At 44.2% G+C, this 13,661-nt stretch carries 14 protein-coding genes; all 14 read right to left on the reverse strand.

The window, feature by feature from the left end; translation table 11 throughout:
• Window positions 1-8 precede the first annotated feature (8 nt).
• Window positions 9-1,124 (reverse strand): prephenate dehydrogenase, encoded by a 1,116-nt coding sequence (locus Q3W56_RS12185; protein ID WP_302895653.1) that lies wholly within the window; start codon window positions 1,122-1,124, stop codon window positions 9-11.
• 48 nt (window positions 1,125-1,172) lie between these two features.
• Window positions 1,173-2,255, reverse strand: a complete 1,083-nt coding sequence (gene hisC, locus Q3W56_RS12190; RefSeq protein WP_302895654.1) for a histidinol-phosphate transaminase — start codon at window positions 2,253-2,255, stop codon at window positions 1,173-1,175.
• Between the two features lie 11 nt (window positions 2,256-2,266).
• Entirely contained in the window at window positions 2,267-3,070 is an 804-nt protein-coding gene (trpA, locus tag Q3W56_RS12195) for a tryptophan synthase subunit alpha (protein WP_302895655.1), read from the reverse strand.
• Window positions 3,063-4,265, reverse strand: a complete 1,203-nt coding sequence (gene trpB, locus Q3W56_RS12200) for a tryptophan synthase subunit beta (RefSeq protein WP_302895656.1) — start codon at window positions 4,263-4,265, stop codon at window positions 3,063-3,065. The genes trpA and trpB overlap by 8 nt, the downstream gene beginning before the upstream one ends.
• Window positions 4,246-4,893 (reverse strand): phosphoribosylanthranilate isomerase, encoded by a 648-nt coding sequence (locus Q3W56_RS12205; protein ID WP_302895657.1) that lies wholly within the window; start codon window positions 4,891-4,893, stop codon window positions 4,246-4,248. The genes trpB and Q3W56_RS12205 overlap by 20 nt, the downstream gene beginning before the upstream one ends.
• Window positions 4,894-4,897: 4 nt before the next feature.
• Window positions 4,898-5,650: an indole-3-glycerol phosphate synthase TrpC gene (gene trpC / locus Q3W56_RS12210; RefSeq protein ID WP_019714776.1), complete on the reverse strand. Its 753-nt coding sequence runs from the start codon at window positions 5,648-5,650 to the stop codon at window positions 4,898-4,900.
• A complete protein-coding gene (gene trpD, locus Q3W56_RS12215; protein ID WP_302895659.1) occupies window positions 5,643-6,659 on the reverse strand; it encodes an anthranilate phosphoribosyltransferase in 1,017 nt (338 codons plus the stop codon). The genes trpC and trpD overlap by 8 nt, the downstream gene beginning before the upstream one ends.
• Complete coding sequence (trpE, locus tag Q3W56_RS12220) at window positions 6,631-8,178, reverse strand: anthranilate synthase component I (RefSeq protein WP_302895660.1); 1,548 nt, start codon at window positions 8,176-8,178, stop codon at window positions 6,631-6,633. The genes trpD and trpE overlap by 29 nt, the downstream gene beginning before the upstream one ends.
• A gap of 215 nt (window positions 8,179-8,393) precedes the next feature.
• Window positions 8,394-8,777 (reverse strand): chorismate mutase, encoded by a 384-nt coding sequence (gene aroH / locus Q3W56_RS12225; RefSeq protein WP_019714779.1) that lies wholly within the window; start codon window positions 8,775-8,777, stop codon window positions 8,394-8,396.
• Window positions 8,774-9,862 carry a 3-dehydroquinate synthase gene (gene aroB, locus Q3W56_RS12230; RefSeq protein ID WP_302895661.1) on the reverse strand — a complete coding sequence of 363 codons (1,089 nt, stop codon included), beginning with the start codon at window positions 9,860-9,862 and terminating at the stop codon, window positions 8,774-8,776. Before aroB ends, aroH begins: the two co-directional genes overlap by 4 nt.
• Window positions 9,862-11,034 carry a chorismate synthase gene (aroC, locus tag Q3W56_RS12235; protein ID WP_302895662.1) on the reverse strand — a complete coding sequence of 391 codons (1,173 nt, stop codon included), beginning with the start codon at window positions 11,032-11,034 and terminating at the stop codon, window positions 9,862-9,864. Before aroC ends, aroB begins: the two co-directional genes overlap by 1 nt.
• 74 nt (window positions 11,035-11,108) lie before the next feature.
• Window positions 11,109-11,879: a protein-glutamate O-methyltransferase CheR gene (cheR, locus tag Q3W56_RS12240; protein ID WP_029317061.1), complete on the reverse strand. Its 771-nt coding sequence runs from the start codon at window positions 11,877-11,879 to the stop codon at window positions 11,109-11,111.
• A 236-nt stretch (window positions 11,880-12,115) separates the two neighbouring features.
• Window positions 12,116-12,565 (reverse strand): nucleoside-diphosphate kinase, encoded by a 450-nt coding sequence (gene ndk / locus Q3W56_RS12245; RefSeq protein WP_079287909.1) that lies wholly within the window; start codon window positions 12,563-12,565, stop codon window positions 12,116-12,118.
• 115 nt (window positions 12,566-12,680) lie between these two features.
• Window positions 12,681-13,643, reverse strand: coding sequence for a heptaprenyl diphosphate synthase component II (gene hepT / locus Q3W56_RS12250; protein WP_003246013.1), 963 nt, complete (start codon window positions 13,641-13,643; stop codon window positions 12,681-12,683).
• Between the last annotated feature and the right edge of the window lie 18 nt (window positions 13,644-13,661).

Below are 13,661 nucleotides of genomic sequence, written 5' to 3' on the forward strand. Positions count from 1 at the left end.
TTTCCACCTCAATCAGCATAAAAAGTTTCATATTCCGCCCGGGCTTCAATGCATTGTTCTGCCCGTTTGCGGTCGTCATCAGACTGAAAACTGATCCTTAAAATTCCGTTAATATCTTCTCGTGTTTCAATAATCCGGATATTCGTGATACTGATGCGCTCCGCAGCTAAGATAGCCGTTATCTCGGAAATCACACCGGGATGATCGGGAACATCCACATATAAATCGTAAAATGCAGGTATCGCGCCCTTCTGCCGAAGCGGCAGTCCGTCGCGATAATCCTTGGCCGTTTTAAAATAACAAAATAAATTTTCGGCATCTTCTTGTTCTACGTATGTCCGGATTGTCTCAATTTCACGAATCCACTCATCAAAACGGTCCAAGATTTTATCTTTATTATGTAATAGAATATCCCGCCACATTGCCGGGCTGCTCGATGCTATCCTTGTAATATCCCTGAACCCGCCGGCAGCAAAACGCTTAACAAGCGGATAAAGTTCTTCTGAATGATGAGTTTGATGAACGAGGCTTGCTGCGACAATATGCGGAAAATGGCTGATCACGCTTGTAACGCCATCATGCTCTTCTGGTGACATTTCCACAAAATGGGCATTCGTCCCCTTCAGCAGGTGTTTCAATTGTTCTACTGCTTGTCTGTCCGTTTTCTGGCCTGGCGTTAAAATATAAAATGCATTTTCAAACAGGAATTCCTTCGCAGCGGCCACTCCTGATTTATGTGAACCCGCCATCGGATGCCCTCCGACAAATTGGTAGCGGCCAGGCAGCACTTGCTCAGCGTAATGAACTACTTTTTGCTTTGTGCTTCCTACATCGGTAATCAAAAGCTGATGTTCAATTCCTGAATGAGCCAGTTCATCAAGCATAAGCAGGGTTTGCGCAACAGGTGTGGCAATGATTATTGTAGCTGCCTTTTCTGCACCGCTAATAAACGAATCAGCACGCTCATCTATCACACCTAATTTTAATGCGGCTACTACCTGTTCATCACAGATGTCGACTCCGATAATCCGTTTGCCCGGATGCTCTTTTTTGATCGCTAACGCAATCGAACCGCCTATCAATCCGAGACCGATGAGCAATATTGTATCTCTCAATTGATTCATACGTCATCACCTGGTTTATAGACTAAAGAGGTGATATTTGATCACCTCTTATAAAATTTCAGCTAAGATTGCAAGGATTTCTTCATTTTGCTCTTTTGTTCCGATCGTAATCCGGAGTGATGTCGGGAAACCTAATGCATTTCCTGACCGGACAATATAGCCTTTTTCCAGCAGAGCCTGAAACAGTTCATCGGAAGGGCGGTTAAAATCAATTAACACAAAGTTTGTCTGTGAAGGGTAGCACTTTAAACCATGAGTCTTCGCAAAATCATAATATTGCTGAAGGCCTGATTTATTTTGCTCGACACAGGAAGCAATAAACGCTTGATCATCAAGTGCTGCGATTGCCGCAGCCTGGCCTAGACGGCTCGTGTTAAATGGCTCTCTCGCCGGCTCAATCTGGCGAATTAAGCCCTCGTCAGCAATTCCGTATCCGACTCTGAGCGCAGCCAGACCGTAAGCCTTTGAAAATGTCCGCAATATGATCAGATTGGAATACTTGTTTAATAACGGCACAGTTTCCGGGTAATCCTCAGCTGTTACATATTCATAATATGCTTCGTCAAGAACAACGAGGACATGAGAAGGAACGCGCTCCAGAAATGCGAGTAATTCCCCTTCTGAAGTATAAGTGCCAGTCGGGTTATTCGGACTGCATATCCAAACGACTTGTGTCTGTTCATCAATCGCTTCTAACATGGCATCTAAATCATGAGAGCCGTCAGGACGAAGTGCAATTTCACGAACTTCAGCGCCTTCAATGACTGCATTATGTTTATATTGCGGAAAAGTCGGGGCAGCAGTTATCGTGTTGGTTTTATCGTTTAAAAATGCCCGGCAGATGATTTGAATGATTTCATCTGAGCCGTTTCCGAAAATAAGTGATGTTTCACTGACATTGAGGTGCTCACTGAGCCTTGCCCGCAAAGCCGCGCTATACCCGTCCGGATAAAGCGCAAGCTGTTGAATCTCATGTTGAAGCGCCTCTTTTGCAGCTTCTGAACAGCCGTACGGATTCTCATTTGAAGCAAGCTTCACAACTTTATCCAAGCCATATTCTGATTTCACTGCTTCAATCGGCTTACCTGGCTGATAAGGCTTCAGCTGTTTTAAATGTTCTTTGATACGCAAATCCAGTCACCTCATTTTAAACTATATAAGCCGCCAAACGCCGTTGCGTAATCTTCAAACTCCTGCAGCGCCTGATCTCTCGTTTCAGCGCCGATGAGCCGGTTCTTTAGCTCTTCTATTTTTCTGACGAGCGCACTTCCCACTACGACACCGTCACAAATTTCATTCATCTTCAGGACCTGTTCGCGGTTTGATACACCGAAACCGACAGCAACCGGCACAGTGCTAAGATCCTTCACTGTCCGGATGAACGGGTACACGGATGAATTGAACTCATTGCGGACACCGGTTACACCTAGAGAAGATACACAGTAGACGAAGCCCTCGGCTTGTTCAATAATGGTTTTCAAACGGCTTTCGCTTGTCGGCGCAACCAAAGAAATATACGTCACCTCATGGTTTTTGCATTCCGCTTGAAGGCTGGCGCTTTCTTCTAAAGGCAGGTCCGGAACAAGCAGACCGTCAATGTGATTTTTCCGCAGTAAAGCGAAAAAGTATTCTTTGTTCAATTGTAACACAGGATTATAATACGTAAAGAGGATAATCGGAATATTCACTCCGTTTTTTTTCATTTCCCCGCCTAATTCGATTGCCTTTACGATATTCATTCCCTGATCAAGCGCCCGCTTTGAAGCACGCTGGATCACCGGACCGTCTGCAAGCGGGTCTGAGTATGCAACACCAAGCTCCAGTGCCGTGGCGCCTGCTTTTTGGAGTGACTTCGCCAGTTTAACCGAAACCTCAGGCGATGGATCTCCCGCTGTAATAAACGGGATAAACAATTTTTCTGATGCTTGAAGATCTAATTTAAACATGCGCTTTCACCTCTTCTTCCAATACATTCATTAACGTGTTGACATCCTTATCTCCCCGTCCTGATAAACAGACGAGAATGGTTTGATTGCGATCCATCTCTTTGGCGAGTTTGAATGCTTTCGCTAACGCATGGGCAGATTCGATTGCCGGCAAAATCCCCTCTTTTTCTGACAAGAGTTTTAATGCATCCACCGCTTCTTCATCTGTGATACTGTCATAAGTGACACGGCCGCTCTTATGCAAATATGCGTGCTCCGGACCGATTCCGGGATAGTCGAGCCCTGCTGAAATGGAGTAAGGCTCAATAATTTGCCCGAACTCATCTTGAATCAGATAAGTCAATGAACCGTGAATTACGCCTACGGTTCCTTTTGACATAGTAGCGGCATGAAGAGGAGTGTCAATTCCTTTTCCAGCTGCTTCAGCGCCGATCAGTTCAACATCTTCGTCTAAAAACGCCTGAAACATGCCGATTGCATTGCTTCCTCCGCCTACACACGCCACTACTTTATCAGGCAGAGTGCCTTCAATGTGTTTCAGCTGATTCTTCGCTTCTGCTCCAATCATTTTCTGAAATTCTCGGACCACCTGCGGATAAGGGTGCGGTCCGACAACTGATCCAATCATGTAAAAATGATCCTCGCAATGCTGAACCCAGTACCGAATCGCTTCATTTGTGGCATCCTTCAATGTGCCATTTCCGCTTGTAACAGGCACAACCTCCGCTCCAAGAAGCTTCATGCGGAAAACGTTCAAAGACTGGCGGGCAACATCCTCCTCGCCCATAAACACAGTGCAGGAAAAGCCGAATTTGGCTGCGACTGTTGCCGCGGCCACACCGTGCTGACCGGCACCGGTTTCAGCAATGATTTTCGTTTTTCCCATTTTCTTAGCGAGCAGCGCTTGACCTAACGCATTATTGATTTTATGAGACCCTGTATGGTTCAAATCTTCTCGTTTCAAATAAATTTTTGCGCCGCCTAAATACTCAGTAACTCGATCAGCGAACGTGAGTGCAGTCGGCCTACCGGAATAGTCATTCAACAGCTTGTCATATTCATTACGAAAAGCAGGATCATCCTTGACCTCTCTAAATGCGGTTTCAATTTCTGCTAAAGGCTGCATTAGTGTTTCCGGAACAAACTTTCCGCCAAAATCACCGTATCTGCCTATTTCATTCGGATATGGATACATATCGGTTCATCCTTTCTTCTAAAAGCCTCATTAGATTCTGATCTTTTTGTCCGTTTTTTTCGATTCCGCTGGCAAGGTCAATTCCTGCCGGGTAATATTTCATTAAGTCTGTGATAGTGTCCGGATTCACGCCGCCTGCGATAAAACAGCGTTTGCCTATAGCGGCCTGCTGGTATTCCGGCACACAGCCCCAAGAAAAAGCAACACCAGTGCCCCCTCTTGCCCCATTGACAGATGAATCAATCACAAAGCCGTCAACATCATCTTTAAAACGTGCTATTTCTTGAGTTGTGTTCTCATGATGGTGAAGCGCCTTCCATATTTCACAATCTGTCAGCATGCGAAGCGCATTGGCATCCGCAGGTTCCTCATCACCATGGAGCTGAATAACATTGAGATTCAAGTCGTCGGCAATTCGTAATATTGTCTCTATCGACTCATTAACAAAAACCCCTGCAACCTGTTTTTCGACACAACCTTGACTCAGCCACTTTTTCACATCTTGCGGAAATACTCTTCGTTTGCTTTCAGCAAAAATAAAGCCCAAATAATCAGCCTGCGAGTCTGCTGCAAGCTGCAAATCCTGCAGTGACTGTATGCCGCAATATTTTAATGCCGGCTTCTTCACATCCTCACTCCCCAAACAAAGCATGGATTGCTTTTTGCTGTGACGTTTGTCTCATCAATGATTCACCGATAAGCACAGCTCGTGCTCCATGTTCTTTGACAAATGTTACATGTTCTAAAGAACCGATTCCGCTTTCGCTGACAAGCAATGAGTCTTTCGGGGCAAGAGATGCGATTTGTTCTGTCTGCATAATAGAGGTTTCAAAAGTTTTTAGGTTTCGGTTGTTTATGCCGAGAATATCAGGCGTGAACACTTTCAATATTTGTTCCAGCGTTGTTGCATCATGGACCTCGACTAACACGTCCATCTCCTTTTCACCTGCTTCTAGATATAATTCATGAAGGTGTAAGGGATCCAGCACTTCGCCAATTAATAATATGGCATCCGCGCCGATTCTTCTGGACTCCTCCACTTGAAGAGAATCAATAATAAAATCTTTTCGGAGTACAGGTATCGAAACAGCGCGCTTTACGTCTGATAAATAGCTGTTTTCCCCTTGAAAAAACGGGGTGTCTGTTAAAACGGAAAGCGCATCTGCTTTCGCAGTTTCATAGTCTTTTGCAATCCGTTCAGGGACAAAATTCTCTTTAATAAGCCCTTTTGACGGCGACGCTTTCTTCACTTCAGCAATCAACCCGATAAACCGATTCGGGCTTGCCAGCGCCTCTTTAAATGAACGTTTTTCGAAAGGCTGCTCTTCCGGCAGGACCAGTGTGTTTACTTCTTCTTTCTTTTGTTTCATGATGTTTTCAAGCATAGATCTCTTCCTCTTTCTGCTTTAGTCGTTCAAGCTGCGCGGCAGCGCCTCCGCTTGTAATCGTCTCTAATGCTAGCTCCGTTCCTTCCTTCAGTGAGGCGGTGATCCCCGCCGTGTATATCGCAGCCCCTGCATTAAAAGCAGTAATAGATAGAGCGGAACTGCTGCTTTTATTTTCAAAAATATTCTGAATGAGACAAGCACTCTCTCTTGGTGACTGCACCTGTAAATCTTCAAGTCTGCCCTTTGTGAAACCGAAAGCTTCCGGTGAAACAGTATATTCCCGGCGCTCCCCCTCCTTTAATTCAATCACGTCGGTCGGTGCTGTAATTGAAAGCTCATCTAAACCGTCACGGCTTGATACGAACATAACGTGCTTTGGCTGAAACGTCTCCAGTGCGCTTGCCATCAATCCGGCTTTTTCAGCCGAATAGACCCCGATCACCTGACGCTTCGCCTGCAAGGGATTGCTGAGCGGCCCGAGCAAATTAAATACCGTTCTAAAACCCAGTTCTTTTCTAGTACCCGCTACATGTTTCATAGAGGAATGATAAAGCGGTGCAAAAAGAAATCCCATGTTGTTTGCTTCAATGCTGCTTTTGATCTTTTCGGGAGTGGTTTGAATTGGAACCTCTAACACCTCCAACACATCAGCGCTTCCGCTTTTAGAAGAGACAGAGCGATTGCCGTGCTTAGCGATTTTTGCCCCTGCTGCTGAGGCAACAATTGCTGATGCCGTTGAGATATTAAAAGTGGAAATACCATCTCCTCCGGTTCCGCATGTATCAACAACTTCAGGAAGTCCATCTACTGTAAGAGCGCGTGCCCGCATCGCTTTCACAAAGCCCGTAAGCTCTTCTGGCGTCTCTCCCCGATGAGCCAGAATAGACAATATGCCGCCGATTTCAGAAGGCGCCATTTCCTCTGTTATCATCATATTCATCAGCGCTTCTGCCTCATCGGCAGTAAGTGTTTTTCCGTCAACGCACAATTGTAGAAATTTGTTCATCAGCTTTATCCTCCTTGCTATGGAACATGTCTTCTGCAATATGAATCGTTTTCAGCAGCGCACCGGCTTTATTACAGCTTTCTTCGTATTCGGCTTCCGGATCAGAATCCGCAACAATTCCAGCACCTGCCTGTATCGATGCAACACCGTTCTTTACACTCATGGTGCGAATCGTAATACAAGAGTCGATATTACCGTCAAATCCGATGTAGGCGATACAGCCGCCGTATGTCTCTCTCGGTGTTGGCTCGAGCTCTTGCAACAGCTGCATGGCACGGATTTTGGGAGCACCTGTTAAAGTTCCCGCCGGGAAAGCGGACATCAGTGCATCGACAGGGTGAATCCCTTCTTTCAATCGGCCTGTAACCACCGAAATAATGTGCATGACATGGGAAAAGGAGACAATTTTTGTGAACTCCGGCACAGAAACAGATCCATATTCTGCTACTCTGCCAATATCGTTCCGGGCAAGATCAACGAGCATGTAGTGCTCCGCTTTTTCTTTTTCATCCTTCAGCAGCTCAACTTTGAGTTTTTCATCTTCCTCTTTATCAGCGCCTCGTTTTCTCGTACCGGCAATCGGATGGATTTCCAAGTGCCCGTCCTTAACGTGGATTAAACGTTCAGGAGAGCTGCCGACTATTTCTCTGTCTTGGAGTTTCATATAATACATATACGGAGAAGGATTAACGATCCTAAGCACTCGATATAACTCAAAGGCATCTGATTTTATCGGAATCTCAAATTTTTGTGACAGAACGCCTTGGAAGATATCACCGGCTTTTATATATTCTTTTATTTTTTCTACATCAGCCATAAAAGCTGGTTTTTCATAATTAGAAGAGACTGTCTTAAAGCTGGGTGTCTTATATGAATCAGCAGAGAGAAACAGTTCTTTTATGTTTTTTTGATCCATCATTTTTTCTATGAGAGCTTGAAGCTCTTGATGATTCTGTTGAAATATATCAATTTTTTCGTTTTCTGTTTCCTTTCCATTAAGCCTTGCATATTGGATAAAGTGGACGTTTTTGGTTTCATGGTCATATGCAATTAATGTCCGGCAAACAAACAGCATACACTTTTCCATTCCCGTTTCTTTTGAATGCGGAGGAACAGAAGGCTCAATCAGCGGGATCATATCGTAGCTTAAGTACCCGACAGCTCCACCTACAAAAGGAATGCTTAGCTCGGGCGTTTTGATTTTGTACGTGTTATTCATCCAATTCAGAACTTCTTTAAGTTCATTTCCTGTGTAATGAGATCTGCCGTCCCGATCTGTAGCTGTAAAACGGCTCTGCTCTTCTTTAATCGTGAGAAATGGATTCAGGCCGATAAACGAATATCTTGACCAATTGGATGTATCATCCTTGCTTTCAAGAAAATACGTAATCTCCCTGTCGAGCTTCTCTATCATTTGAATGGGTGTCATCGTATCGACTGTGAAGGTCTCCACAATCGGTATGGTGTGGTGGGACAAGCTGTCCTGTAAAAATGCAGAAATGTTGGATTGGAAATACATTGCTCTCACTCCTTATGGCAAGGAGAATGAGAAGATGGCATGAGAGGATAAAACATTATATAACAAATAAACCCAAAAGAAAGACTTCTTTTGGGTAGAATAAACATACATGTCTCAGCTCAACTACACTCATTCTCTGCTACCCTATTCTCTAACTCAACTCATTCAATCGCTTTATACACACTCTTGTGTATTTCTAAGCTGTTCCTATCGTATTACAATTCAGTATTTTTTGTCAATGATAAATCGGGTCTTAATACAACGGCTTTTTCTAAATATACGTGCCTGATCTGATCCTGAGGAACATCTGTCTGGACGGTCATCAGGACTCTGATGCATTTTTTCAGACCGCCGGTTACGTCCATTTCCTGCATACAGGTTACCGGCACATACTGCCATCCTAAAAGCTCACGGACAGCTTTTGCCGGGAAAACGGAGTGCAAATCAGGTGTCGCCGAAAGAAGCATTTGAACAACATCTTCTGGTTTTGTTTTGTTTTCTTCTATGATTTTCTCTAACAGCTGTTTAGTTTTTTGTAAAATTTCTTCTTCAGTATCTCGTTCAACTGTAGTTGCTCCGCGAATTCCGCGAATCATCATGATGTCTCCTCCAATCGCCATTTGTTCAGCCAGCTCTCAAGTTCATTTCTGGAAAATATGTGATCAGCAACTTTTCCTAATTCGTTGAGCACGATAAACTGAATCTTCCCGCCGCGGGTTTTCTTATCATTCATCATACGGTCCAATAGAACCGAGGTTTCCGTCTCATTTTTAATTTGATTTGGATAGCCCAGGCTTATTAGCCAGCTGACCAAACGTTTCCTGTCCATTTCACAGCCCGCTGTCTTTTCGCTTATATATAAAGCAAACTGCATTCCGAGGGCTACGGCATCACCGTGAGTGATCCGTCCGTATCCATATTCAGCCTCAACGGCATGGCCGAGCGTATGCCCGAAGTTTAAGTAAGCTCTAATCCCCTCTTCTTTTTCATCCTGCTGAACGACAGATGCTTTTATTGAAATCCCTTTAAAAATCATGTCATTCAGCTGATCACTGGTGATATCACGCAGTGAGCGGATATTCAGCAGCTCTTCCAAAAACGCTTTGTCATAGATAAAAGCGTGTTTAATCACTTCTGCCATTCCGGATCGAAGCTCTTTTTCAGGCAAAGAACGCAGGAAGTCTGTATCGTAGAGCACGGCCTTCGGCTGATAAAACGCACCGATTAGATTTTTTCCGAGCGGATGGTTCACGGCTACCTTTCCTCCAACTGCACTGTCATGCGCCAAGAGCGTTGTAGGTATTTGGATGAAATCAATGCCGCGCATAAAAGTGGCAGCCACAAAACCGGCAAGATCTCCTACAACACCGCCACCGAACGCGATGACGCACGAGGAGCGATCCATATGAAAACGAATCGCTTCACTCTGCAGTTTTATGTACATGTCCATGGATTTCGCCTGCTCTCCGCTCGGCACCGTCACTTTTTTCACGGGCCATTTTTCTTGCAGCAAATGAAGCATTTCATCACCATACAGGCGGTCCACCTCTTCATCTGTGACAAGCATAATCCGTGTTAAAGGCCTGTTTAGAGAGTTTAATAGTTCGCAAACCTCTTTTCTGATGCCTTGTCCGATAAAAACAGGATACGACGAGGAAGCGGTTTGAACATGCAGTGTTTTCATTAAAATTCCCTCGACAATTTTCTCATATTCTCTACATTTTCTTTAATGCGGTCGATTTGATCTAAGCCGAATTGTTCAACGACTGCGTTCGCAATTTCCCATGCGACAGCCGCTTCAGCTACTACACTTGCCGCAGGCACTGCACAGCTGTCTGAACGTTCAATGCTGGCAGAAAACGGTTCTTTCGTTTCGATATCTACGCTTTTCAGCGGTTTGTACAAAGTCGGTATCGGCTTCATGACTCCGCGGACAACAATCGGCATTCCTGTCGTCATGCCGCCTTCCAGTCCACCGAGTCTGTTTGTAGCGCGGGTATAACCCTTTTCTTCGTCCCAAATAATCTCGTCATGGACTTCGCTTCCATTCCTTCCGGCTGCATCAAAGCCGATGCCGAATTCCACACCTTTAAATGCGTTAATTGACAGAACAGCAGCAGCAAGCTTGCTGTCCAGTTTGCGGTCATAATGGACGTAGCTGCCCACGCCTACTGGCATTCCCTCGACAATGACTTCTACAATTCCGCCGATGGAATCTCCGTTGGCCTTCGCTTCATCAATGGCAGCCATCATTTTTTTGCCCGCTTCTTCATCGTAGCATCTGACCGGAGACTCCTCTGTTACACGCTGCAGGTCATCAATTGACGTATATTCTGTTTTTTCCGCTTTAACTGCGCCAATTTGCAATACGTGACCTGCCACCTTAATGCCGAGCTCAGAAAGAATCTTTTTAGCGACAGCTCCTGCCGCCACTCGGACAGTTGTTTCCCTCGCTGAAGAGCGCTCAAGCACATTTCTCATATCACGGTGATTATATTTAATCGCACCGTTTAAGTCAGCGTGTCCAGGTCTCGGTCTGGAAATTTGGCGCTTCATTTCCTTTTCTTCATCCTCTGTAATTGGAGCCGCGCCCATGATTTTTGTCCAATGCTTCCAATCATTATTTTCAACGACGAGAGCAATTGGTGAACCGAGTGTTCGTGCATGACGCACCCCGCTCATAATTTTGGCCTGGTCTTTTTCGATCTGCATGCGGCGGCCGCGGCCGTGGCCTTTTTGGCGTCTGGCAAGCTCAAAATTGATATCTTCCTCCGTTATATAAAGCCCGGCAGGCACTCCTTCAATAATGGTTGTCAGTTGGGGGCCGTGTGATTCTCCGGCTGTTAAATATCTCATGACTTCTTCTCCCTTCATCACATTAACGCTTTTAAGTAAAACTACTATAACATATTTTTCAGCAAAAAGTCAGTCTATCTTTTTTGATAAAAGAAAGTATCGGCTGGAGCCAGGCCGAATTTTTCCGGATTGAAGATTTGCTCGGTGCTGCCGACAAATAGGACTCCATTCTTTTTTAAGCTATGTGCCATTTTTAAATAAAGCTCTTCCTTCGCGCTTTCTGTAAAATAAATAAATACATTTCGGCACACAATTAAGTCAAAGTCTTGTTCATAACGATCAGCCAGTAGATTGTGCTTTTTGAATGTAATATTCTTTTTGACTTCCGCTTTTACTTCATAACTCCTATTTGCGTTTTGAGTAAAATAACGATTTTTTACAGATGAAGGCACTTCCTGTAAAGACCGCTCTTGATAGACGCCTTTCTTCGCTTTATCCAATGCTTTTTCATCAATATCAGTCGCCAAAATATGAAAGCCGGGAAGATCTTTCTGCTGATCCAAAAGCATGGCAAGCGTATAAGGCTCCTCTCCTGTCGAACATGCGGCACTCCATATCTTTAAAGGCTTAGAGTGCTTGATTAACGGAAGAATAGCAGTCTCAAGAACTTCCCATCTTTTATAATTACGATAAAATTCTGAAACATTGATCGTCATCCTGTCCAATGTTTCATTTAAGAGGGCATGATCCTTTTCCAAGGCCGCCGCAAAGTCCTTGAAGCTTTGAAACCCCTTTTTCTCATAAAGCGACGTCAGCCTTCTCTTCATTTGTGCTTCTTTATATAATGTCAAATCGACTCCAGTCAATTGTTTCCACTTCGTTGTAAATACGCTGTATGTATCCATCTCTACTCTCCCAGTCTCGCGGTCTTTTCGTCCTAGTATAGCTTGTTTTATCAGGAAATTGTATTCTTTCAATAAAAAAATCAGCTTTGCAGCTGATTTTAGATCGTTAGAAAAGGCAGGAGTCTGATACACCCTGCCATTAAACCCTTTATTCACTTTAATGTAAACCTTTACAAAATAAATCGAAAACCGGCGGTATGACATGGTGCCGGCTCTGTTACTTATTTTCATAATGATTAATAGATCCAGCCTGCCATAAGCTGTTGATATGATACTAATTCTTCATTCTTAAAGAAAATGTTAATCTCGCGTTCTGCACTTTCGAGAGAATCAGAGCCGTGGATGATGTTTTTTCCGACAAACATGCCATAATCTCCCCGAATCGTACCAGGCAAAGCTTCTTTAGGATTTGTCTTTCCGATCAGCTGTCTCGTCACTTCAATGACATTTTCGCCTTCCCAAACCATTGCGAATACAGGTCCTGAAGTTATAAACTCAACGAGCTCTCCGAAGAAAGGCTTCCCTTGATGTTCGGCGTAGTGTTTCTCAGCCATTGGTTCAGTCACTCTCATTAACTTGGCACCAGCTAACTGTAAGCCCTTACGTTCAAATCTGGATAAAATATCCCCAATGAGCTGACGTTGGACACCGTCTGGTTTCACCATGATAAAAGTCTTTTCCATCACATTCTCCACCCCATCATTATGTATGTATAGGCTTTCACACTGCACACCGAAATCGTAACATCTTTCTGATAATTAATCAATCCGGGGTGGAGAAATTTCTTAATATCTACAAAAATTAAAATTTTCTTTTACCGATATATTTTGCGATGGCCGCAAGAGACGAACGTGCACGCCCTCTCGGTAGCGTATTTAACTTCTGGAAAGCTTTTTGCAAATACATTTCGCTTACTGCCATAGATGCTTCAATCGCATCCGTTTTTTTGATTTCCTCAATAATTGGTTCAAGCTGTTCCTGCGTTGTCTCGCTGTTAATCAATTTCAGCTGATTCTTTAATGCTGGATTTTTCAGAGCATACAGCACTGGCAATGTGACATTTCCTTGAAGCAAATCTCCTCCAACGGGTTTGCCCAGCTCTTCCTCAGTCGAGGTAAAGTCAAGGATATCATCAATGATTTGATAAGACATGCCAACGTAATACCCAAACCAGTACAGCGCCTTATGGATCTTTTCATCAGCCCCGGACGCAATGGCCCCAAGCTGGCAGCTGACCGCGATCAGGAGCGCCGTTTTTCTTTTGATACGGCGGAGATATGTTCTGAGATTTTGTTCCATGTTGTATTTGTCTTTGATCTGCTCGATTTCCCCTAGACAAACTTCAACAATGGTCTGTGACAAAATCCTATGGGCTTTCGGTTCGTTAATTCTTGTCATCATTTCAAGAGATCCCGCAAGCATATAATCTCCTGTGTACATCGCAATGCGATTATCCCACTTTGCCTTGATTGTCGGCTTCCCTCTCCGAAGCTCCGCATCATCAATGACATCATCATGAACCAAAGATGCCATGTGAATCATTTCCAAAGTGACGGCGACATATTTAATTTTATTAATATCGTAATCGCCAAACATGCCGGAAAGCAGCACGAAGACAGGCCGAATACGCTTTCCACCTGCCTGCAGCAGGTGAAGACCTGCCTCGCTTAAAAGCGGATAATCGGAACGTACGGTTTGTTCAAGTTCTCTTTCGATCACATCTATATCGTCATTTAAAAAAGAGTAGGCCATTTTAAATTTCATATCATTCACCCAAACATC

Origin of the sequence: Bacillus sp. C28GYM-DRY-1, assembly GCF_030519405.1 — a bacterium.
Classification (GTDB): domain Bacteria; phylum Bacillota; class Bacilli; order Bacillales; family Bacillaceae; genus Bacillus; species Bacillus spizizenii_A.